Consider the following 22,890-nt stretch of genomic DNA (forward strand, 5'->3'; position numbering starts at 1 on the left):
TTAAAATCAAATCAATTATAGAATCTCAATTCAAATGAATTTGACTTTTTCCCTTTATTATATAATAATTCTATTTTTATAGCCTCTTTTAGCAGTGCTATTCTTATTATAATTTTGAGGATTAATTTCTCTTTTAGACCATTCCTCAGATCTTTGAGTTTTTTATCTTAGAATAAACTTTTTCTAATTTTTGATTATTTAAATTAACTAAATTTACATAATCATCACTTGTTATAGCTAGTTTGAAAACTCAAATATCAAGACCTACAATTAACTCTAGAGGTTCTAAAGGTCCCCCCCCCTACCTGGAAGTCTCTTCTTTTGAATAATCTGCATGTAGTATCTGTACTTACCTCTAATATGCTTATGAATATCTCAACAGTATTTAGTCCTAGCTTTTAAGACTTCTTTTATGTAGTTACTATCTTTATAATCTTTAGCTTGAATTTCTAGTTCAAACTAAACTAGTTTATTACTCTTAAATTTAATTCAAGAACTTTTAGTTTTTCCTTCAATAGAAAATTCATCAGAGTTTAATGGCTTAAAATAACTTTTTTTAGCTCTTTTATAATTGAGCTTTTCTGCACCATTGAAAGCTCTTTTAGCAAAATTTTGTACCTCAGGTCCACCAATATAGCTTTTAAAATGCTTTCAGGAAAGAATTAAAGATTTATCGACAGCTGTTTTTGTATAGCCATAAAAGCCTCAATCCCTTTAAGCTGAATGTTGAGTTCCTTAAAGGATTTTGTTTTTAACAAAGACATATATTCCTTATCTGTCTTTACAGCTTTAATTTCGTTTAAGAGAATAGTTTAAAGCAGTATTGTGTAAATCAATAGCAACCTTTGTTCTTTTGTTTATTTGTCAAACTCTAATATGAAGCTAAGTATAACTATTCGTGCCATTTATTTCACCTCATCTCTTATATTGAATATGTTAGAAAAAAACAAAATTCTTCACACTACACACAGGCATATATCCTTTAAACAAAAAATTCATCCAATAACTAAAGTTAGGTGTTTTAGGAATGAATTATTATAAAAATAAACCCCAGAAACAACTGGGATTTAAAAATTCTAGCACATAATAATAAATAATAATGATGCCTATTTTAATTTGTTTTCAACTACACTATATATATCTACTCTTCTATTTTTTAATGTTCCAATCTTATTTCTTATTTCTTCAACATAATCTAAATCTATTTCTGCAAGTATTACCCCTTCTCTATCAGATGCTTTTGCAATAATATTTCCCCAAGGGTCTATTATAATAGTTTTGCCATAAGATGCAATAGAAGGTTTTTGACCTATTTGAGCAGGAGCTACAACATAACAGCCATTTTCAATCGCTCTTGTTCTTAGAATAGGTTCCCAATGATCTTTTCCTGTATTCATTGTAAAGTTGGCAGGAACGAATAATATATTTGCACCTTTTAAAGCCATTAATCTATATAACTCTGGAAATCTCATATCATAGCATATCGAAAAACCTAAGTTGCCAACTTCTTTTGTATCATAAGTTACAATTTCATCTCCAGGATGCACTTTCTTAGATTCTCTAATGTTTGGTCCATTTAGTACATCTACATCAAATGGATGAAGTTTATGATATTTTGATTTTAATTCTCCGTCAGGTCCAACTAGAAAATTACAATTATAAGGAATTTCTCCTCCTCTTTCTTCATATATACTTCCTGCATGAATCCAAATTTTATATTTTTTAGCAAGATCTGAAATTATTTCAAAAGTCTTACCACCGGGAATTTTTTCTGCTACTTTTTTTGAATCATCTCCAATATAATTAGATCCTTCAGGAAAAGAAACAATTTTTGCTCCTTTTTCGGCAGACTCTATTATATACTTTTTAATTTTCTCTAAATTTTCTTCTTTATTTTGTTGTGAATTAAGTTGTACTGCGGCTAATAAAAATTTATTCATCTATTTCGCCTCCTCATCGTAATACTTAGAGTATTCCTTAGTTATACTTTCAAGTCCCATTAGGTTATAAAGTTTAAGAGCAGGAGAAATCATTTTATCTCTTGATTTCAGTGTTGATTTATTTTTTATCAAATCTTCAAATATCCTTTCTAAAGCAAATGATGTTGATAAAATAGATGACATTGGATATAAACCTAGTTTGTAATTATATTTACTTAATTCTTCAAAACTTAAACTAGCAGGGAATCCTTTTTCGTTTAAATTAATCATTAGCTTAATTTCAGCCTCTTTTGAAACTTTTTTCACTTGTTCTAGATCTTTTAAACCGTCGACATAGGCACAATCAGCACCAAGTTCTTTAGCTTTATTAACTCTTTCTATAGCCTTATCAATTCCATAATCATACATGTTTGCGGCTGTTCTATAAACTATTACAAAATCCTTTGAAACGCTATCTCTAATTGCCTTTATTTTAGGTCCTATTAATGAGAAATCAACTACTTCATGGCTTGTTGGAGTTGAAGCTGGTAATAACTTGTCATCAATTTGGAGACCAGATGCTCCACATTTTTCATATAAGCTTGCCGCATGCGCTGCATGAATCGCATTACCAAATCCATTATCCATATCTGTTATTAGTGGTAATTTAGTTATATTACTAATGTTAATAATTGATTCAGAAAAATCATTAACATTTAATAAACCAATATCTGGTAATCCTAATTTAGCATATGCAAGTGAACCACCTGATAAAAATAAACATTTAAATCCAGCTTTTTCTGCATATTTTGCACTCACACAATCATATATTCCTGGAATCATGATAAATTCATTTTCATTAATCATTTTTCTTAAATCTTTTGTTTTATTCATATTTTCCTCCTTATGCTAAATATTGTAAATATATAGTTACTGTTCCTATTAAGAAAAAGATTATTGTGTATGGAAATCCTACTCTGAAATAATCTTTAAATTCATATCCACCTGCTTCCCAAACTAATAAGTTTGGTCCAGTTCCAAAAGGTGTACAAAAAGCTCCTGATGTTCCTATCGCTACACACATTACTAATGCTCTTGGATCAATATTAGTTGATTCAGCAATAAGAATTGCTATTGGACAAAGGATAGCTGTTAAAGATGTTCCCATCATAAATTGAGTACCAATCACTGCAATTCCTAATACAAATGCTACAATTATAATTGGTGGTAATGTACTTAATGAACCAGACATTTTTGATATTAAAAATTCAGCTGCTCCAGTTTCACTTAAAGCTTTGCTTAGTGGAAATATACCAGCTACTAAGAATAAAGTTGATACAGAAAATTGTTTAACAGCATCTTCTGTTGAAATACAACCAGTCAAGACAACAAGTATAGCTCCTAGAGCTGCTGCTAAATGCATAGGAATGATTTTTGTAGCCATGCAAATTACTATTCCAACAAATATCAAAGCTACAATTGTCATTTTTATAGGATCTTTTTCTGCTAATTGAATATTTTGAGCTTCTTCATTTACATCTTTATTAGGAAGTTTATTTACTCCATAAAAATATATGTATATAAGCCCTGCTATAGCAATAGGAAGTCCTATTGGAGTGAATTCAAAAAATGAGAATCCTCTAATGCCAGCATCTTCCAAAAATCCTTGAGCTACTATATGTGAACCTCCGCCAATAAGTGTTACAGTTCCTCCCATAGAAGCTGCAAAAGCAAGTGCCATATAAATTTTAGAAAGTTTTACACCTGACTTTTTACCCATTGCACCTGCTATCGGCATTAAACAACCTGTTGTACCAGTATCATTTAAAAATGATGATAATAAGATTGATACAAATGATGTTCCTAATACTACACCTTTTTCACTTCTACCAATTAAACCTATAATTTTTTCTCCAAGAAAATCTGCAAGTCCAGTGTTAAATATAGCTCCACCTACTACAAGCAAAGACATAAAGAACACTACCGTTGTATTAGCAAAATCTGAAAAAGCGGTTTTTGGATCTAATACACCGAATAAAGCTAAAGCTGTTGGAATACTTGCCCCTATTAATACAGGATGAAATTTCTTAGAAATTAATAAGATTACTGCTATTATGAAAATAACAATCGCAATTATACCTTTAGTTGTCATATAATAACCTCCTCGTATAATAATGTTGTAGTTAAAAATTACATTTTCTTTTCTATCCCATACTCATTATGGGATAATATTTGTATAGATAGAGGTCCGTAGTTCACCTCTTTGAAGCTTTCCTTCCTAAATAAGGTTTACGCCTCTCCTTTACACCTTTATATTATAGAAATCGATTTCTTTAATATAATTTTATATCACGTTATGTTATAATAAAAATACTTTTTATTGAATATCAAGCATAAAATTTATGTTATACTTGATTAAAGGTGATTTCGTGGATGAGAAGAGATATACGTATTTTAAAATGATTTTTAAAGAAAAAAATATTACTAAAGCATCAGAGAAACTTTATGTGTCTCAACCTGCTTTAAGCTCCTACTTAATAAGATTAGAAGAAGAAATTGGATGTAAACTTTTTACAAGAGATAAAAATGGGTTAAACCTGACATCAATTGGAAAAGATTATCTAAACTATCTTGAGGAAATAAAAAGATTGGATGATGAATTTAATTTAAAAGTATCCAAATATAAAAAGACAAGTTCATTTCCAAAAGAGATTAATTTTGGAATCACTCCATGGATAGGCGCTTACATTACTTCTAATATAACATCAGAATTTAATAAGACCTTTCCCAACACAAAAATCAACTTTACAGAAGGTGAAGGATATGTTTTACTAGATTATTACATGAATAATAAAATAGACTCCTTTATTAGTATTGATGTTATATCAAGAAAAATAAACACCAAAACGACATCATCTTTTGAACTGAGAAATGATAAAATTTTTATAATTATATCTGAGTCAAACGTCTATGGCTTAAAACCTAATACTTTAGACAACCCTTACAAAATAGATGCAGATCTTTTGAGTAACAAAAATATTATATTTGGGCAAAAAACACAAGCGCTTTATACATGTGCAAAAAATATAATTTCATATTATAAGTTAGAACCAAACTCTGCAATGTATTTTAAAAATATAAATAATATTCTTGAGCTTGCTAAAAGTGGTAATGGAATTGCATTTATCCCTAAGTATTATATACAAAAAGGTCCGAATATAGACAATTGCCTATTTTTCACAGAAGAAAATGAGCTTTTTGATTATAAAAGGATGTTTTTTTATAGGAATAATGAGTTTAAAATATTTTATGAAGAGTTTGGGAGATTATTAAAATCCATATTTGAAAAATTATAAATAAAAGGGTCTGTTGCAAAAGTCCCAAAATAAAAAAGGTGATGCACAAAATAGATAATTCTATTTTAAAACATAGCCTTAAAATCAAATCAATTATAGAATCTCAATTCAAATGAATTTGACTTTTTACCTTTATTATATAATAATTCACCATTTTGTTTTTCCATAACGGACTTAGCCATGGGAAGACCTATCCCATAGCCCTTAGATTTAGGATTAACTTTATAAAAACGCTTGAAAACTTTCTCTAGCATTTGTTTATTCATACCTCGAGAAAAATCTTCAACAATTATACTTTTATACAAGTTTGTTTCTTTAAGATATATTTCAATATGGTTATTTTTTGTTGCTTCTATTCCGTTTTTTACAACATTAAAGACTGCTTCATAAGTCCAGCTTTTATCACATATAAGGATAAAGTCATCTCCATGAATATTGATGTTGACATCCCTTGTTGAAAAATAGTCGGAAATATTTGTAATTATTTCATCCACAAATTCCTTTACTGAAACTTTATCTTTTGACATTTCAATTGTACCTGAATCAAGAGAAGCAAGTTTTAACAAAATATCTGCCAAATTGTAAAGCCTTAGTAAATTATCTCTAAGCCTAATGATGTATTCTTTTGAATTTTTTTCTTCACTGCCTTCCAATAGGTCAATTAGCAGTAATGATCCAGTTAAAGGCGTTTTTATCTGATGGGCGATATCCTCTGTGTATTCTCTCAAAATTTCTTTGTTCTTTTCTGAATTATCAGCAATTTGCTTGTTTTCTAGTATTATTTTTATTATTTCATCTCTTAATTTTCCAAATTCATCATCAATTATTTCCTCATTGCTAGAATCTATATCTAATGAATGTAAGAGAAGGAAAATATTATTTATTTTGTCATCTAGTTCCCTTTCTTTTTTCTTCTCCCTTTTTACAAGCAAGATAAATAAAAAAAGATTTATTAACGAAAATCCTAAAAGTGTTAGAATATCAAACCTAGGACTGAGATAAACAATTATAAAACACAGAAATAAATTTAGTGTTACTATTAAAATAATATTTTTGTATTTATTCCAAAAGGTCATTGTCCCACCTATATCCAATTCCTCTAACGGTTTTAATATGCTTTCCATATCTGCCAAGCTTCGACCTTAATCTTTTTATCGTCACTGTCAAAGTGTTGTCGTTTACTTCATATAAATCATAACCCCATACATAATCAAGTATTCTCTCTCTTAGTAGATTTATATCTTGATTCTCTAAAAGAATTTCAAGAACAGAAAATTCTTTTAAGTTAAGGTCTATGTTTACTCCAGCTATAGTAGCTGATTTCGATGTAAAATCTAAAGTTAAATCTTTAAATATTAAAGTATCCGTCTTTTTGACCTTTCTCCTAAAGACATTGTCAATTCTTGCTTTAAGTATAGGAAGAGAAAAGGGCTTAGTAATATAGTCATCGGCTCCCTGTGAAAGTCCTTTTACTACATATTGGTCTTCATTTTTGACAGTAAGCATAATAGTAGGAATGTCTGAAAATTCTCTTAGCCATTTCAAAAAATCAAATCCAGATCCATCGGGAAGATTTGCATCAAGCAAGATTAAATCAAAATCGCTAAAATTTATATTTTCTAAGCTTGATAGTTTGTCATACACAATTGTTTCTATATCATATTTTTTTAAATAAGTCTCTACTGCAAAGGCAATTGTATTGTCATCTTCAATCATTAATATTTTCAATTTTAAACTCCAATATTCATATAACTTGCACTTAAAATACCTGTAATTCTATCAAGTATTTACATAGTTGCATTATCATCTCGACTTAAAATAATCTTCTACTTTATAGATTTTTTCAATAATATTATACTATATTTTACAATTTAATCTTTATAAATTCTTAAACCAAGTTTCTTTCACTTTTTTCAATCATAATTATTTTGTATCAGTAATAGTATCGTGAATAAATTAAAGAAAAAAACTCCACTGAAAATTACCTTGATTTATTTAAACTTTTTAGGAATATTGAAATATAAAAATCGACATAAAGGATTAAAACCTCTATGCCGATTAAATTTAAGAAAACAAATTACTAATGTATCCTTTTAAAATATTAAATTTTTTATTTCTTATTTTGTAAAAATTTCATCAAATAATAAAAGAGCCTTTGTCATCAATTTCAAGTGGAATTAATTGATACTCTCCACTTAAATTTTTTAACTTTTCTCTAATAAATTCTTCAGAATTTTTGTCATTTTCCCTTAATAAAATCATAATTGTTGAACCAGAACCACTTAAGTAGTGAGCGATGGCTGAACTTTCATCGATTATTTTTTCAATTTCATTTATTTCTGGAATGAGTTTAAATCTATAAGGCTCGTGGATTTTATCTTTAAGGGCAACTTTTAAGTTATTTGCATCTCCAGAAATCAAGGACAAAACTAATAATGATAGGTGAGAAATGTTAAATACTACATCCCCTCTGTTGTAGCTTTTTGGTAGCACTTCTCTTGCCATTTCTGTATTAAGATTAAAATCTGGAATTAATGCCAAAAATTTTATTTTGTCTGAAACTTTAAATTTTTCAACATATACTTCCTCATCTTCTATTATTGATGCAGTTACTCCGCCAAAAATTGCGGGAGAAACATTGTCGGGATGTCCTTCCATTTTTGCTGCTATTTTTAAAATTTCTTTTTTGTCGAATTTTTTATTCATGACAGAAAATGCAGCCATAATTCCAATAATTATACAAGTTGCAGATGAGCCAAGCCCACGTGACATTGGTATATCTGACTTTAGTTTAAAGTCTATGGGAATAACTTTCTCTCCGTAAACTTCAAAAGTATGTGCATAAGCTTTGTATATCAAATTATCTTTTAAATTTTCTTCAAAGGCTTTTAAGTCCTTGCTCTCTTTAAATTCAGAAGTATTGTATAGTTTTAGTGCAAGTCCAAGAGAATCAAAGCCCGGTCCTATATTTGCAGATGTTGCAGGAACAGCAATTCTCATTCCGCGATTTGCAAATTTTAACACTTCATCTTCTATTTCATCTTTATTTATTTTATTGTCGTGAATTATTTTTTTTGATTTTAATTTTTTTATTTCTCTTGGAATTTTTACACCGGAAATTTTATAAAGATAGTCAATATTTTCAAATTCATCTTGTGAAACTTTTTCGCCAAGGGAAGATAGCACTGATGATGAAAATTTGTAAGGACTTGCAGTAGAAAGTATTACTGTATTTTTTAGTCCAAGCTCATCAACTATATGCTTTGCCACAGCTGTGTGAGGATCGATTAAATAATTTTCCTCGCGAAAAGTTTTTGCAATAGTATTTTTTGTTTCTTCTTCATCTGCATATCCGCATAAAAATTCTGGAAATTCATTTTCGAAGGTAAAAATTCGAGAATCAGATAATTCTTTCATTTTTTCCCTTACAACTGAATCAGATGATTTGTGGTATAACAATCTTTCTAGGTTACTAGAAACTAATATATCCATTGATGGTGAAATAGTTTTTTTCAGTTTTTTATTTGCATCATAAAGTCCAGACATAAAAAATTCTGTAAGGACATTGTTGGAATTTGATGCAATTACTAGCTTTTCTATGGGAAGTCCCATTTCCTTTGCGTAATATCCTGCCAAAATATCGCCAAAATTGCCTGTGGGAACGCAGAAAGAAATTTTGTCGCCGCCAGATATTTTTTTGGAATTTACGAGATTTGCGTAAGCGTAAAAATAATATACAATTTGTGGCAAAAGTCTTCCAATATTTATTGAATTGGCAGAGGAAAGATATACATTTTTTTCTGACAATTTATTTTTTATTTTATTGTCATTAAAAATTTTTTTAACAGCAGATTGCGCGTCGTCAAAATTTCCAGCAATGGAAATTACCTTTGAGTTAAGTGAATCTGTTGAGTCCATTTGTTTTTTCTGAATTGCAGAAACTCCCTCTGTTGGATATAAAACTAATATGTCTATATTTTCAGTGTTATAAAATCCCTCGAGGGCAGCCTTTCCAGTATCCCCTGAAGTTGCTGTAAGGATTAGAGTTTTTTCCTTTATGCCAAGGGATTCTTTTGCGTAGGACAAGAGATTTGGCAAAAGGCATAGGGCAAAGTCCTTGAAGGCAGAAGTTTTTCCGTGATAAAGTTCAAGATAAAAGTCTTTTTTATAGGAAACTTTTGCAATTTCATCTTCAAAACTTGCGTAGGATTTTTCTATAATTTCAAGAAGCTTTTTACTGTCAAAATCTGTTAAATATAGAGATAAAATTTTGTGCGCAAGGTCAGTATATTTAAGATTTAAATTTTCCATTATGTTAAATCTTGGGAAAGATTCAGGCACAAAAAGTCCGCCGTCATCTGAAATGCCCTTTACAATTGCTTCTCTTGCTGAGATTTTTAATTTAGAATTTCTAGTTGATAAAAACTTCATATTTCCTCCTCGATTTCTGCCATAAAGATTTTGTCAAAATCATCAATTGCATCTATTAGTTTATTGAGGTTTACTTTTTTTGTAATTATGTGATATTCTTCTCCAATTATTTTCTCTGATGAAATTAAATTTTTAAGTTCCTTAGAAAATTTTTCACATCTCACATAATAATTTTTTTCTAAATTATTTTCCACTACATAATTATTTGCAGAATCATAGAAAGTTTTAATTTCTCTTTTTGCAAGAATCCTCAAAAGGTCTCGCATTATCGCATCTGCTGTTTCAAGCTTTCCTGCTCCAGGACCCTTTAATTCATATTTTTTAAAATTTTCGCCTAGAATTTTTATTGCATTTGTAGATTCGAAGCTTTTTGCAAAAAAGTCATCTTTTACAAATGTAGGGATTACAGAAATATTTATTTTGTCATCCTTTAATTTTGATTTCCCAAGAAGTCTTATTGAGTAGCCAAGTGCCTTTGCAAAGTCAAAATCAGATTTTTTTACATTTGCGATCCCAAAAGTAAAGATATCATCTTCATTAATTTTTGAATTATAAACTATTGATGAAAGTATTCTTATTTTTCTCATTGAATCGAAACCACAAACATCTGCTGTGGGGTCAGCTTCTGCGTATCCAAGGTCCTGTGCTTCTTTCAAAACCTCATCATAATTTAAACCCTCAATTTCCATTTTTGATAAAATATAATTAGAAGTTCCGTTTAAAATTCCAGAAATTTCAAAGATATCGTTAATGAAAACTTCTTCCATAATTGGATGAATTATTGGAATTGCACCAGCAACAGATGCCTCGTAGGAGAAAAAGACATTTTTTTTAATTGAAAGTTCATTTAACTCTTCAAAATATTTTGAAACCACAGCCTTATTTGCCGTTACAATATTTTTTCCAGCATTCATTAATTTTACAATTCTTTCGTGAGTTTCTTCAAGACTTGAAGTTACATCTATAACTGTGTCCACATCAGAATTTAAAATTTCGTCAAAATTATCTGTGAAGGTTAGATTTTTATCTAGTGGATTTCTATTTTTATTTACATTTTTTATTAAAACTTTATCTATAATTATGTCAAAATCTCTTTTTAAAAGTGAATTTCTCTTTTTGTACAAAATTTCTTCGACACCTGTCCCAACAGTACCAAAGCCCATTATTGCAATTTTCAAATTAAACCTCCAAGAGTTTCTTTGCTATTTGCACGGCATTTGTCGCCGCACCCTTTCTAATATTGTCTGCGCAAGACCATAAATTTATTCCATTTTCCACAGTAAAGTCACGTCTAATTCTTCCAACAAAGACTTCATTTTTGTCGGCAGACATAAGTGGCATTGGATAAACTTCCTTTGCAGGATCATCAGCCAAAATTATTCCCGGATATTCTGAGATAATTTTTTTAACATCTTCAACTTCAAAAGGCTTCTCAACTTCAACATTTATAGAAATGCTATGGGAATTTCTAACAGGCACACGCACAGTTGTAGCTGTAACAAGAAGGGAATCATCGTGAAGAATTTTTTTAGTTTCATTAATCATCTTCATCTCTTCTTTTGTGTATCCATTGTCTAAAAATACATCAATTTGTGGAATACAATTATTTTTAATTGGATATTTGTATGCAAGATTAGTGCCTTTTTCAAGGTCAGAAATTCCTTTTATGCCAGATCCAGAAACAGATTGATAAGTTGAATAAATAACTCTTTTAATCTTGTATTTATCGTGAATTGGTTTAAGCGGTAGGACTGACTGAATTGTAGAACAATTTGGATTTGCAATAATTCCATTGTTATTTTTAATATCTTCAGGATTAATTTCAGGGACAACTAGGGGAACATTGGGGTCCATTCTAAAAGCAGAGCTATTATCGACAACTACTGCACCAGCCTTTGCAGCTATTGGAGCAAATTTTTCACTCACAGATCCTCCAGCAGAAAATAGTGCAATTTTTATTCCTCTTCCATCGAAGGAATCTTCCTTTAATTCCTCAACAGTGTAATCTTTACCACAATAATTTATGATTTTACCTGCAGATTTTTTTGAGCTAAATAAATATAAATTGTCTATTGGAAAATTTTCCTCGCTCAAAACCTTTAACATCATGCTTCCAACTAAACCAGTTGCACCAACAACTGCTACATTAACCTTCATTTTTTTCCTCCTTATAAAATTCTTCGTAAATAGCTTCAATAGCTTTTTCAAAGTCCTTAGTTTCAACGCCAATAATAATATTAATTTCGCTAGAACCTTGGCTTATCATTTTTATATTAACGCCCTTTTTTGCAAGAGCCGTAAAAGTCCTTGATGACACGCCCTTTTCATTTATCATGCCACGACCAACTACTGCAATAAGTGAAATATCTCTTTCCCAACTAATATTATCTACATTTAAGTAAATTTTTAGTTCTTCAAGGACTTTATTTATTTTTGGAGCGATGTAAGAATCTGAGACAATTACAGAAACAGAATCAATACTTGAAGGCATATGCTCAATTGATATGTCGTTACTTTCAAAAACAGTAGTTAGCTTTCTGAAAAAATCTTTTTCAGTATTCATATTTACTTTTTCAAGATTTATAACAGTAAAATCTTTTTTTCCAGAAATACCCGTTACAATATTCTTATTTTTATAATCGCATTTAGAAACAATAAGAGTTCCCTTTTCGTGAGGAGCGTTAGTATTCTTAATGTTTATAGGAATATTCTTATCTCGAAGGGGAAAGATAGCCTCTTCGTGAAGAACTTTTGCACCCATGTAGGAAAGTTCACGAAGCTCTTTATAAGTAATAGTACCAATAGGACAGGAGTCCTTTACTATTTTAGGGTCTGCAACTAAAAATCCGCTTACATCAGTAAAGTTTTCATACATTTCAGCATCTAAAGCAGAAGCAATCACTGAACCAGTAACATCAGATCCACCTCTAGAAAAAGTATGAACTTTGCCAAATTCATCTAAGCCATAAAAACCTGGCACAACAGCTCTATCGTGTTTTGTCAAAATATTTTTTATGTTTTCACAAGACTTGTCAATGTCCAAGACACCCTCGTTAAATACAATTAAATCCCTTGCATCTACAAAATCATAACCAATGTAATTTGCAAGAACTTGAGCACTAATAAATTCACCACGACTAATTACAAAATCGTAACTAGCACCCTTTGCAATTTCATTTTTAACATCGTCTAAAATTTTATCAATGTCAATATCCAAAACAAGATCATCGACAATATTTTTAAAAACATTTTCGATGATCTTGTAAACTTCGTTAAAATTCAAATCATGCACACTTAATTCGTGACACATTGCGAGTAGGTCAGTAACCTTGTGATTATTGTTCACACCTTTACCAGGTGCAGACACAACGACATACTTTCTCTCAAGGTCATCTTCTATTATAGCTTTAACTTTTTTCAGTTGAACCGCATCAGCTAGTGAGCTTCCACCAAATTTTGCAACTTTCATCTTTTTCTCCTTTTTAAACAGTGTAATAAGTAAGTAAAATTAAATTAAGTTTCGTGTTTAGTACAAAAACAAAATTAAAAGTAATTTTTTCGATTATACAATTATTTAGTAAAGTTGTCAATTAATATGGTATTAATTACGCCAAAATTAAGGACTTAATATTATAAATCGAAAAATATGCTAGAGTGATTCTTAAATTTGATATTAAAAAATTTTTTTGAAACTAAAAGCTTGCTATTTTAAAAACATATAATATTTATTTTTAGTTTATAATAACTTATATACTTATTGATTTTCAAAGTAAAAGGAGATTTGATATTATAAAGTATCCAAAATTTGACATATCTTTTCCTTGGAACATTAAAGTCCTCCTAATTATTCTCTTATTAGGAGGACTTTTTACACATACTATTGTCGCAATTTTTGCTTTCACACAACTTTTAAATTATTCACCTACAACAGCCTATAAATTCTTATTACAGATAATTTTTTATTAATTCTTCATGAGATAGCTCGTTGTAATAGGCTGGTGGAGTATCTAGCACTGTGTGAGCTCCATAGTTTTTATTTTCTACATATTTTAAAACCGCTCTTGATGCTGCTATCATTACCGCTGCTGTAAAATCTGGGTTAGAGTCCAACTCTAATGTAAATTTATACAATTCACGATTATTTTCTAACGTTTCTCCAACTCTTATTACATGACCTCCATGTGGCATCTTTGTATGATCTCTTTCAAACTCTTCTTCTGAAATAAATTTTACTTCTGTTTCATAAGGTTTGAAGTAATCTTCCATATTTACTATCTCTTCTCTAATTCTAGCTTCATCCTTTTTCTCGCATACTACATAGCAAAGTCTATTGTGTGTTTCAAAACTCTTATAATCTTTTGAGTTTTCTTTAATATTTTCTATTATTTCTTCTTTTGGAATTGTATATTGAACCGCTCTCTTAACACCTTTAATTCTTCTAACTGCATCACTATGCCCTTGGCTTACTCCCTTTCCCCAAAAAGTATTTGTATGACCCTTTGTTAAAATTGATTCAGCAATTAGACGATTTAAAGAAAATAAACCTGGATCCCAACCTGTTGATACAAAAGCTACCTTTCCATTTTTTATTGCAATATCATTCATCTTTTCAAAATATTGTGGAATATGTGCATGGTTATCATAAGCATCTACTGTGTTAAAATCTTTTATAATTTCTGGTGCCATATCTGGTATGTCTGTTGCTGAACCTAGACTTAAAAGTAACACGTCAATTTTGTCTTTGTATTCTAATAGATTTTTTATGCTTTCCATTTTGTCATCATTAAAGGAATTTCTATCTCTTCTTGTAAATATTTTTACTAATTTTAGATTTTCATCTCTTTCTATAAGACCTCTAAGGGACTTTCCTAAATTTCCATATCCTACTATTCCAATTTTCATCTTTTTCCTCTTTTCTTATTTTATTAATTAATTTCTTATAGAGTGTTTACTCTAATATATCTTTAAAAATATAAAGACCTTTTTCCTTTCCAAGTAAAAACTTAGCTGCTTTTATTGCTCCATTGGCAAAAATATTTTTTGACCCTGCACTGTGTTTAATCTCAAGTATCTCACTATCTCCTGCAAAGATAACTGTATGATCTCCATTTATTGTGCCTGCTCTTATGCTTGAAATACCTACTTCATTTTTATTGCGCATTTCGTGAATCTTTGTCCTATCATAAATTTCAGAAACATCTCTTTCTTTTTTAACTGCATCCAAGAGCATTAATGCCGTACCACTTGGAGCGTCTTTCTTTTTATTGTGATGAGCTTCTATTATTTCTATGTCAAAACCATCTAACATTTTTGTAAGCTCACTTACAATCTTCTCCATTACATTTATGCCTAAGGAATAATTTCTTGAATAAATTACTGGAATTTCTTCTGATGCTTTTTTTAAATTATTCATAGTCTTTTCGCTAAGACCTGTTGTTGCTTCTACAAGTGGCTTTTTCTTCTCTACTGAAAATTTTATAGTCTTATCTACTATACTCTTATTTGAAAAATCTATAATTACATCAAAATCTACATCTACATCCTCAAAGTTATTATAAATATTTTTCTCTCTATCCTCTTTTTCTGCAAATCCACCTGCTATTTCAAAATCTCCATCTAAATTAAAGAAAGTCCTGCCCATTGCTCCTGTTATTCCAACTATAAATATTTTCATTTCACACCTAGTATTCTCTTTAAATTATGTTTTGTATCTTCACTTGCCTCAAAAAGTGGAAGTCTAAGCCCTCCTACTTCATATCCCAGTAAATTCATAGCTGCTTTTACAGGAATTGGATTTGGTTCTACAAAAAGTGCATCGTTTAATTCTTTTAAATCCGTTTGAAGTTTAGCTGCTTTTTCTATCTCTCCATCTAAATACAATTTAGTCATATTATGAATTTTTTTTGGAAATATATTTGCTATAACAGAAATAACTCCCCTTGCCCCAAGGCTCATAAGTGGAATTGTAACATCGTCATTTCCTGAATATATGTCAAAATCATAACCTACAAGACTTCTTACCTTTGCAGCATAGGATAAATCGCCAGTTGCATCTTTCATTCCAATTATATTATCTATTTTTGAAAGCTCAAGAAGTGTCTTTGGATCAATGCCCATTCCCGTCCTTCCTGGCACATTGTATAAAAGCATTGGAATTTTTACACTTTCTGCAATTTTTTTAAAGTGTTCTATTAATCCCCTCTGTGAAGTCTTATTATAATATGGAGTTACTTGCAAAAGTCCATCTGCCCCAGCATCTTCGCACATTTTTGAAAGCAACATACCATGTCTTGTATCATTTGATCCTGCACCAGCAATAACTGGGATTCTGCCATTAATATAGTCCGCTGTAAATTTTACAGTTTCTGCTTGTTCTTCATTTGTCATCGTAGACGCTTCTCCAGTTGTTCCTACTATTATTATTGCATCTGTTTCATTTTGTAAATGAAAGTCCAATAGTTGTTGCAGTTTAGCATAATCTACGTCAAAATTTTCTTTAAATGGTGTTACTATTGCAACACCGCTACCAGTAAATAAAGTCATAATATCTCTCCTTATAAATCAAATTCTCTAATAAATAATTTCATAACTTTTTCTTTAATAACTGTATCTACAATTATTGATACGGAAATTTCCGATGTGGAAACTTGATAAAATTTAATATTATTTGCATTAAGTACATCAAATATCCTTGCAGCAACTCCGGGTTCAGTTCTCATTGCATTTCCAATCACTGAAACTTTTGATACATTTTCTATAAAATTAAATCCATCTCCAATTGAATTAATTGTATCCTTCTCCTCTATTACTGATGTAAAGGAAACATAAACTTCATCTCCAATAATACTTTGATTTATAACATCAATGTTAACTTCTTTTTTTGCAAGTTCAGAAAATAAATCTGCAATACTTTGATTTTCTAATTTTTTATTTACAAGCAAAATATTATCTATTGATGAAACTCCTCTTATAATACTTTTCTCCACATTTTCCTCCTTATCAATTACAGTTCCCAAGACATTGCAAGTATTTAGTGCAATATAAAGCTTTACTCCATATTTTTGTGCTAGCTCCACAGCTCTTGGATCAATTACTTTTGCACCAAGATGTGCCATTTCCATAGTCTCTTCATAACTTATGCGATAAAGTTTTTTTGCATTTTTATAGAATCTCGGATCTACTGTATATATTCCTTCAACATCTGTGTAAATTTCACAATCACATCCAAGCTTAGCTGCAAGGGCAACAGCTGATGTATCTGAACCTCCACGTCCAAGCGTTGTAGTATCTCCTACTTCATTAATCCCTTGAAACCCTGCCACAATTACAATGTAATTATCTCTAAGTTTTTCTTCAACATATTTTGTATCTACATCTAAAATCTTGCTGAATCCATATCTCCCATAAGTTTTAAATCCTGCTTGTGCTCCACTTAAAGATATTGCCTTCTCTCCTAAAGATTCAACTGCCATTGCAAGAAGTGATGAGGATACAAGTTCTCCCGTAGCCATCAAAACGTCCATCTCTCTCTTTTGAGGTTTTTTATTTATCTCTTGAGCTTTTTTTATTAAAATATCCGTGGTATCTCCCATTGCAGAAACTACACAGACTACATTGTTTAAATCTCTCTTTCTCTTGACCAAGTTCCTTGCAACACTCATAATCTTTTCTGCATTTGCAACGGAACTCCCTCCAAATTTCATAACAACATTTTTCATAATTCACCTATTACAAATCATTTCTCATTAAATCTTCATATGTTTCTCTTCTAACTGCAACCTTTACCTCATCTGATACAAAAATCATGGCAGGTCTTTCAACCCTATTATAATTACTAGACATTGAATAATTATATGCTCCAGTAGATGAAACTAAGATGAGGTCTCCCTCCTCTACCTTTGGAAGCATTATATCCCTTATAATAATATCTCCACTTTCACAACATTTACCTGCAATAGTATATACTTCTTCTAAATTATCATTAAATTTATTTGCAATAGAAGCCTCATACTTTGCACCATATAGCGCAGGCCTTATATTGTCATTCATTGAACCATCTATAAATATAAAATTCTTGCCACCATAGGTTTTTTTAATAATTTCCGCAGTATAAAGTGTGTGCCCAGCATTTGATATTAAACTTCTGCCTGGTTCTATGGTAATAGTTTTTATTTTTAAATTATTTTTTTCTAAAAACTCTTCGATTTTTTTAATATACCTCTTTAAAAATCCTTCAATTTCAAAGGGAGAATCTTCAGACGTATAATAAATTCCAAAACCTCCGCCTAAGTTAAGTTCTTCGATTCTAATGCCCTTATCACTAACTTTTTTTATAAAATTTATCATCTCATCTGCTTCAGAAAAGAAAGATTCCTCTCTAAAAACTTGTGAGCCAATATGTGCATGAAAACCAAGAAGTTCAAAATATTTTGAATTAGCTACTCTCTTAATAACATCAAATATATCATCCGAAAAAATCGAAAGACCAAACTTAGAATCATTTTTTGAAGTTGCAATATATTCATGAGTATGAGCATCAATTCCAGGATTAAGTCTAATTAATACCTTTTGCGTCTTTTTCCTTTCCTTTAAAATAGCTTCAAGCTTATTTATCTCGCTTACATTATCTATTACAATTTTTCCAACACCAGAGTCAACGGCAAATTCAAGTTCTTTTTTCAACTTATTATTTCCGTGAAAATATATTTTATCTGCACTCATCTTTGAATTTAAAATCGTATAAATTTCACCGCCACTTACAGCATCAATTGAAATACCCTCTTCACAAACAACATTGGCAATATACTTATTTAAAAGAGCCTTGGAGGCATATAAAATATTTGTATTGAATTTATTAGATTTAAAATTATTTTTAAATTTTCTAATAGTTTCCCTAAAAAAATCTTCATCCACAATATAAAGTGGCGTTCCATATTTTTCTTTCAAATAGTTCATGGAATACTTTCCCAAATATATTTCATTATCTACCACATTTAAATTTCCAAATAATTTCATAAAACTCTCCTTAAAACAAAAAAACTATGAGCAAAAGACTCATAGTTAAAATTCTCTTTTGCCCTCAATGAATAGAGCGCACTACAAAAGAAATGGGCATTTCTAATGTGACAGTTATACAGATATTCTCTGCATCCCCAGGATTTCTCCTTCGGCGATTTTTCCTTTCGTTAACCTACTCTTAAAAATCGCGACCTCTCTAAACATCGATCATTATTTAATTGTCATTTACTATAACATAGAGTTTATAACTTTGCAAGTGTTTTAAAAATTTTATTTAGGTTCTATAACATGTTTTAAAGATTATAGAGCCTCTTTTATACATGAAAACACTCCTAAATCTCAAGAATGATTTTGGAGTGTTAAATAAATATATATTTTTATTTAATTTTTATCTAATGTTAAATGAATCTTTAATTACACATCTTCTTATTCTGCAAAAACTCTTTGCACTTGTTATCCCTTCACCTGTAGGTCCAGCAATTGTGAAAGTTGTAGAGCCTTCTCCTCCAACACCTATTCCTGAATACGATGGTGCATTTTTAACAAAAATTGTGCATTCTAGTAGTTTTGCCATTTTTGAAAGTTTATCTACATTCTTAGAATGCATAATTGCTGTATGTCTATTTCCATGTTCTGCTTCGTGAGCACATTCTATTGCTTCATCTACATTTGGAACTGGCACTACTGGAAGTATTGGCATCATCATTTCTTCTTGTACTAGATGATGATATTTGTTAGTTTTAAATATTATTAGTCTAATATCCTCTGATACTTCTATACCAATTTTTTCTAGTATATACTTTGCATCTTTTCCTACGAATTCTGTCTTAGGTTTTCCATTTTCTTGGCTTACTAATTCATCAAGATTTTTTATATCTGTTTCGTTATCAAGTAAGTATGCTCCATTTTGTCTCATGTAATATATTAAGTCATCTGCTTTTGTTTCTACTACAAATACTTCTTTTTCTGCTATACATGGAACATTGTTATCAAAACTTGATCCATCAACTATATCTTTTGCCGCTTTTTTAATATCAGCTGTTTCATCTACAACTACTGGTGGGTTACCTGCTCCTGCACCAATCGCTTTTTTACCTGATGATAAAACTGTTTTTACAATTCCCGGTCCTCCTGTTGCTACGAGAAGTCTTACCTTTGGATTTTTCATCATTTCATTTGTTGCTTCTATTGATGGTTCTTTAACCATTGTAATTAAGTTTTCTGGTGCTCCATTTTCAACTAATGCTTTGTTTAACATTTGAATTAATAATATTGAAGTTTTCTTTGCACGAGGATGCGGTGAAAATACCACTGCATTTCCTCCAACTATCATAGATATTGAGTTAGATATTATTGTTTCTGTAGGATTCGTTGTTGGTGTAATTGAACCTATTACGCCAAATGGACAATATTCTTCAATCATTAATCCATTTGCGCCAGTAAGTGCGTTTGTTTTTAAATCTTCTTTACCAGGTGTTTTTTGTGCGGCAACTCTATTTTTTATTTTCTTATCACTTACTCTACCAATTTTTGTTTCTTCAACCGCCATTACAGACATTAAATTTAAATTATCTTCTTTTAATATAGTTTTTCTTATTACATTTGCAAATCTATCTCGTTCATCTAATGATAGTTCATAGAGTTGTTTTTGAGCTCTATCTGCTGCATCTATGGCTTCATCCATATTGTCAAAAACTCCATAATTATTCATACTATTTTTTGTTTGACTTTCGAAACTAATTTCCTCGTCTTTTTTTAAGTCTTCAATTACTTGTCTTACAATATCTTCTATCATACTATTTTCCATTTTTTCCTCCTAAACAACTCTTTGCTATTCCAAGTGGCGTCACTAATAACGCTTCTTTACTTCTATAAGTTTTTATTCCAGTTATTTTTTCAAATAATTCTTCAATTCCATCAAAATTAGATGAACCACCTACTAGATAAAGCGAATCAACTTCTTTTCCTTCTAGATAATTTTTTACTATAGTTGCCATTTTTTCCAAAACCGGTTTTACTATGGCAAATATATCTTTGTTATTGGAATTAATCTTCACCTCTTCAGCTTTATCCAAATCAATATTATAATATCCCGCTATAGTTAAATTCATGTGATGCCCACCTGTGGCTTCATCCCACGATCCTATTACTTTTCCACCTTTTAAAAGGCTTATACCGGTAGTACCACCTCCTAAATCAACTATTGCTCCATCACTTATTTTTAAAGTTTCTGCAGCGGCTGTAGGTTCATCAATTATATTTGTTACAATAAAATCACTAGATTCAACTACATTTGCTATTGCTTTAGTGCTTCTAGGATCTATTCCCGGTGGAATTGCACATGATGCATATATAAGCTTACTTCCCAGTCTTTCTTCAAGCTTTTCTTTTAACTCACGAACTATACTTATTGAACCTATATAGTCAACTACAACTCCATCTTTTACAACTTTAGCCGGTTTAATAATTCCAGTTATAGGTTTGTTTTTCTCATCGACAACTACAAGTACAATGTTTGCAGTACCAAGATCAACCCCTACTTTTAATTCTTTGTTTTTAAAATCTATAAATTTTTCTTCTTTTATAAGTTCTGAAAGCTGTAAAACTTCTTTATTACTAATCAATTTCTCACCTTGCAAATTTTCTTATTACTGCATAGTCATTAGTTTTTATACCAACTGCATTTGCTTCATCTGTGTCAAGATGCATTTCTAATTGGTATTTATCGCTAACTCTAACTAGTACATTGCCCATTATAGCTTTCCTTTCTCCAAAGAATTCCACATCTACAAATTCGCCATCTCTTACATGCATAAAATCTGCATCTTCTGGTCTCATATGTATATGTCTTAAAGCTATTATAGTTCCAACTTCTAATTTAACACTTCCACATGGTCCTATTAACTCTATACCTGGTGTACCTTCAAGTTTTCCAGATTCTTTTATCGGAGCTTTTACTCCTAGTTTAAAGGAATCGGACAAAGATATTTCAACTTGCGATTTTTTTCTCACAGGGCCAAGAATCCTTACGTTTTTAAATTCACCCTTTGGTCCACGAACTATAACACATTCTTCTGAAGCAAATTGTCCTGGTTGTTTCAATGTTGATTTCTCAGTGAGCTTGTATCCTTTCCCAAACAAACTTTCCAGATCTTCTTGTGATAGATGTACATGTCTATTGGATACTCCTACAACAATTTTATGCTTATTTATATTATCAATTCTCCTACTAACTTCTTTTGTTATTTTTTTTACAAGTTCATTATTGTCCAACATATTACTTCCTTTTCCTTATATTAGAATATTAAATTTATTACAAAAATACTTAATGCAATAACAACGGCTGGTGGGTCAATGTATGTATCACAATGTGAGTTAAAGATTTTACCTGCAATAACCCAGAGTATTCCATTAATTAATCCTGTTAAAGCTGCAAAATATACATTTCCTGTCAGCACAAAAGTTGTAGCAGCCGGATAAGTTATATGGTGTGTAATTGGAATAGAAAATCCCATCTGTAGGAATATAAGTGATATTGCTGAGAACCCAAAAACAAATACAGGATATGCACCCATGGCTTCTTTCCCAACTCCTGCATCTATTAAAACTTTCCCTATAATTGCTATTCCTAGTCCAAATAAAAAACCAACGATACCATTCATTATAGCTTCATCTTTTGATAAAATTTCTCTCTTTTCTCCATTCTTTAACGATCCAATAAGAGAAGTTTTGCCAAGTATAAGTCTGTTTAGAAATAGTACAACGCATACGCTAAATCCAGGACTATCTGTTACAAAATACTTTTGCTTTTCAACTAATGTAAATGAAATTATTCCAACTACTCCATAAAGACCACCTACTAATAATGTTTTTATATCTCCTAATCCAAATAAAGATGCTAAAACATTTTGTGAACTGTCTAATTTTTTAGCATAATTTGCGGCATATGTCGCTGCTGCTGCCCCTGCTGCAAAAGATACATGAGGTCCAAAGAATGGTCCAAAGGCAACTGAACCTACCGTGTAGTCTATTACTCCTGCAATTGTCAAAGCTGAGCCTACTAAAGCAAATACACCCGTTATTATAAATGCCGGTATTGAACCATAAGCTGCACCGAAAAATCCTCCAGCAAAACCTACAAATATTGTTAAAATATCCATATTACA

19 protein-coding genes and 1 riboswitch are annotated in these 22,890 nt (G+C 30.4%); of the genes, 1 reads left to right on the forward strand and 18 read right to left on the reverse strand.

Annotated features, from left to right (window positions below):
• Positions 1 to 1,106: 1,106 nt before the first annotated feature.
• The 3 genes from ACQRC6_RS04825 to ACQRC6_RS04835 are packed head-to-tail and all read right to left on the reverse strand — an operon-like array spanning position 1,107 to position 4,071.
• A complete protein-coding gene (locus ACQRC6_RS04825) occupies positions 1,107 to 1,940 on the reverse strand; it encodes a carbon-nitrogen hydrolase family protein (protein ID WP_427847984.1) in 834 nt (277 codons plus the stop codon).
• Complete coding sequence (locus ACQRC6_RS04830) at positions 1,941 to 2,813, reverse strand: isocitrate lyase/PEP mutase family protein (protein WP_427847985.1); 873 nt, start codon at positions 2,811 to 2,813, stop codon at positions 1,941 to 1,943.
• A 10-nt stretch (positions 2,814 to 2,823) separates the two neighbouring features.
• On the reverse strand, positions 2,824 to 4,071 hold the full coding sequence (locus tag ACQRC6_RS04835; protein WP_427847986.1) for an SLC13 family permease: 1,248 nt from the start codon (positions 4,069 to 4,071) through the stop codon (positions 2,824 to 2,826).
• A gap of 307 nt (positions 4,072 to 4,378) precedes the next feature.
• Here ACQRC6_RS04835 and ACQRC6_RS04840 point away from each other — a divergent pair, with 307 nt between their 5' ends.
• A complete protein-coding gene (locus ACQRC6_RS04840; RefSeq protein ID WP_427847987.1) occupies positions 4,379 to 5,275 on the forward strand; it encodes a LysR family transcriptional regulator in 897 nt (298 codons plus the stop codon).
• A gap of 89 nt (positions 5,276 to 5,364) precedes the next feature.
• Here the strand turns inward: ACQRC6_RS04840 and ACQRC6_RS04845 are convergent, their stop codons facing one another.
• From ACQRC6_RS04845 to ACQRC6_RS04915, 15 genes are all read right to left on the reverse strand, one after another.
• Entirely contained in the window at positions 5,365 to 6,351 is a 987-nt protein-coding gene (locus ACQRC6_RS04845; RefSeq protein WP_427847988.1) for a sensor histidine kinase, read from the reverse strand.
• The gene (locus ACQRC6_RS04850; RefSeq protein ID WP_427847989.1) at positions 6,335 to 7,003 is read right to left on the reverse strand and encodes a response regulator transcription factor; all 669 of its coding nucleotides are present in this window, start codon (positions 7,001 to 7,003) and stop codon (positions 6,335 to 6,337) included. Before ACQRC6_RS04850 ends, ACQRC6_RS04845 begins: the two co-directional genes overlap by 17 nt.
• Before the next feature lie 408 nt (positions 7,004 to 7,411).
• On the reverse strand, positions 7,412 to 9,706 hold the full coding sequence (gene thrB, locus ACQRC6_RS04855) for a homoserine kinase (protein WP_427847990.1): 2,295 nt from the start codon (positions 9,704 to 9,706) through the stop codon (positions 7,412 to 7,414).
• Entirely contained in the window at positions 9,703 to 10,884 is a 1,182-nt protein-coding gene (locus ACQRC6_RS04860) for a homoserine dehydrogenase (protein ID WP_427847991.1), read from the reverse strand. Before ACQRC6_RS04860 ends, thrB begins: the two co-directional genes overlap by 4 nt.
• A 1-nt stretch (position 10,885) precedes the next feature.
• Positions 10,886 to 11,863 carry an aspartate-semialdehyde dehydrogenase gene (locus ACQRC6_RS04865; protein WP_427847992.1) on the reverse strand — a complete coding sequence of 326 codons (978 nt, stop codon included), beginning with the start codon at positions 11,861 to 11,863 and terminating at the stop codon, positions 10,886 to 10,888.
• Positions 11,853 to 13,175 (reverse strand): aspartate kinase, encoded by a 1,323-nt coding sequence (locus ACQRC6_RS04870; protein ID WP_320849959.1) that lies wholly within the window; start codon positions 13,173 to 13,175, stop codon positions 11,853 to 11,855. Before ACQRC6_RS04870 ends, ACQRC6_RS04865 begins: the two co-directional genes overlap by 11 nt.
• A gap of 476 nt (positions 13,176 to 13,651) precedes the next feature.
• Complete coding sequence (locus tag ACQRC6_RS04875; RefSeq protein ID WP_427847993.1) at positions 13,652 to 14,608, reverse strand: diaminopimelate dehydrogenase; 957 nt, start codon at positions 14,606 to 14,608, stop codon at positions 13,652 to 13,654.
• A 46-nt stretch (positions 14,609 to 14,654) separates the two neighbouring features.
• On the reverse strand, positions 14,655 to 15,380 hold the full coding sequence (gene dapB / locus ACQRC6_RS04880) for a 4-hydroxy-tetrahydrodipicolinate reductase (RefSeq protein ID WP_427847994.1): 726 nt from the start codon (positions 15,378 to 15,380) through the stop codon (positions 14,655 to 14,657).
• The gene (dapA, locus tag ACQRC6_RS04885; protein WP_427847995.1) at positions 15,377 to 16,249 is read right to left on the reverse strand and encodes a 4-hydroxy-tetrahydrodipicolinate synthase; all 873 of its coding nucleotides are present in this window, start codon (positions 16,247 to 16,249) and stop codon (positions 15,377 to 15,379) included. The genes dapB and dapA overlap by 4 nt, the downstream gene beginning before the upstream one ends.
• A gap of 11 nt (positions 16,250 to 16,260) precedes the next feature.
• A complete protein-coding gene (locus ACQRC6_RS04890) occupies positions 16,261 to 17,424 on the reverse strand; it encodes an aspartate kinase (RefSeq protein ID WP_293557492.1) in 1,164 nt (387 codons plus the stop codon).
• 10 nt (positions 17,425 to 17,434) lie between these two features.
• Positions 17,435 to 18,721 carry a diaminopimelate decarboxylase gene (gene lysA, locus ACQRC6_RS04895; protein ID WP_427847996.1) on the reverse strand — a complete coding sequence of 429 codons (1,287 nt, stop codon included), beginning with the start codon at positions 18,719 to 18,721 and terminating at the stop codon, positions 17,435 to 17,437.
• Between the two features lie 66 nt (positions 18,722 to 18,787).
• Positions 18,788 to 18,929, reverse strand: a riboswitch (Lysine riboswitch).
• 183 nt (positions 18,930 to 19,112) lie between these two features.
• The gene (locus ACQRC6_RS04900) at positions 19,113 to 20,531 is read right to left on the reverse strand and encodes an aldehyde dehydrogenase family protein (protein ID WP_075660172.1); all 1,419 of its coding nucleotides are present in this window, start codon (positions 20,529 to 20,531) and stop codon (positions 19,113 to 19,115) included.
• The gene (gene eutJ / locus ACQRC6_RS04905) at positions 20,521 to 21,348 is read right to left on the reverse strand and encodes an ethanolamine utilization protein EutJ (RefSeq protein ID WP_075660171.1); all 828 of its coding nucleotides are present in this window, start codon (positions 21,346 to 21,348) and stop codon (positions 20,521 to 20,523) included. The genes ACQRC6_RS04900 and eutJ overlap by 11 nt, the downstream gene beginning before the upstream one ends.
• 4 nt (positions 21,349 to 21,352) lie before the next feature.
• Complete coding sequence (pduL, locus tag ACQRC6_RS04910) at positions 21,353 to 22,000, reverse strand: phosphate propanoyltransferase (RefSeq protein ID WP_427847997.1); 648 nt, start codon at positions 21,998 to 22,000, stop codon at positions 21,353 to 21,355.
• 20 nt (positions 22,001 to 22,020) lie between these two features.
• Positions 22,021 to 22,884 (reverse strand): hypothetical protein, encoded by an 864-nt coding sequence (locus ACQRC6_RS04915; protein ID WP_427847998.1) that lies wholly within the window; start codon positions 22,882 to 22,884, stop codon positions 22,021 to 22,023.
• Positions 22,885 to 22,890: the final 6 nt, after the last annotated feature.

Source organism: Peptoniphilus sp. SGI.035 (assembly GCF_050315115.1).
Lineage (GTDB): Bacteria > Bacillota > Clostridia > Tissierellales > Peptoniphilaceae > Peptoniphilus_A.

Excerpts from the sequence above, each read along its gene's own strand:
- dapB (WP_427847994.1), bottom strand. The coding sequence starts at position 15,380 with ATGAAAATATTTATAGTTGGAATAACAGGAGCAATGGGCAGGACTTTC.
- thrB (WP_427847990.1), bottom strand. The coding sequence starts at position 9,706 with ATGAAGTTTTTATCAACTAGAAATTCTAAATTAAAAATCTCAGCAAGA.
- ACQRC6_RS04835 (WP_427847986.1), bottom strand. The coding sequence starts at position 4,071 with ATGACAACTAAAGGTATAATTGCGATTGTTATTTTCATAATAGCAGTA.
- ACQRC6_RS04830 (WP_427847985.1), bottom strand. The coding sequence starts at position 2,813 with ATGAATAAAACAAAAGATTTAAGAAAAATGATTAATGAAAATGAATTT.
- ACQRC6_RS04825 (WP_427847984.1), bottom strand. The coding sequence starts at position 1,940 with ATGAATAAATTTTTATTAGCCGCAGTACAACTTAATTCACAACAAAAT.
- ACQRC6_RS04870 (WP_320849959.1), bottom strand. The coding sequence starts at position 13,175 with ATGAAAGTTGCAAAATTTGGTGGAAGCTCACTAGCTGATGCGGTTCAA.
- ACQRC6_RS04900 (WP_075660172.1), bottom strand. The coding sequence starts at position 20,531 with ATGGAAAATAGTATGATAGAAGATATTGTAAGACAAGTAATTGAAGAC.
- ACQRC6_RS04915 (WP_427847998.1), bottom strand. The coding sequence starts at position 22,884 with ATGGATATTTTAACAATATTTGTAGGTTTTGCTGGAGGATTTTTCGGT.
- ACQRC6_RS04890 (WP_293557492.1), bottom strand. The coding sequence starts at position 17,424 with ATGAAAAATGTTGTTATGAAATTTGGAGGGAGTTCCGTTGCAAATGCA.
- ACQRC6_RS04845 (WP_427847988.1), bottom strand. The coding sequence starts at position 6,351 with ATGACCTTTTGGAATAAATACAAAAATATTATTTTAATAGTAACACTA.
- ACQRC6_RS04875 (WP_427847993.1), bottom strand. The coding sequence starts at position 14,608 with ATGAAAATTGGAATAGTAGGATATGGAAATTTAGGAAAGTCCCTTAGA.
- lysA (WP_427847996.1), bottom strand. The coding sequence starts at position 18,721 with ATGAAATTATTTGGAAATTTAAATGTGGTAGATAATGAAATATATTTG.
- ACQRC6_RS04840 (WP_427847987.1), top strand. The coding sequence starts at position 4,379 with ATGATTTTTAAAGAAAAAAATATTACTAAAGCATCAGAGAAACTTTAT.
- pduL (WP_427847997.1), bottom strand. The coding sequence starts at position 22,000 with ATGTTGGACAATAATGAACTTGTAAAAAAAATAACAAAAGAAGTTAGT.
- ACQRC6_RS04865 (WP_427847992.1), bottom strand. The coding sequence starts at position 11,863 with ATGAAGGTTAATGTAGCAGTTGTTGGTGCAACTGGTTTAGTTGGAAGC.
- dapA (WP_427847995.1), bottom strand. The coding sequence starts at position 16,249 with ATGACTTTATTTACTGGTAGCGGTGTTGCAATAGTAACACCATTTAAA.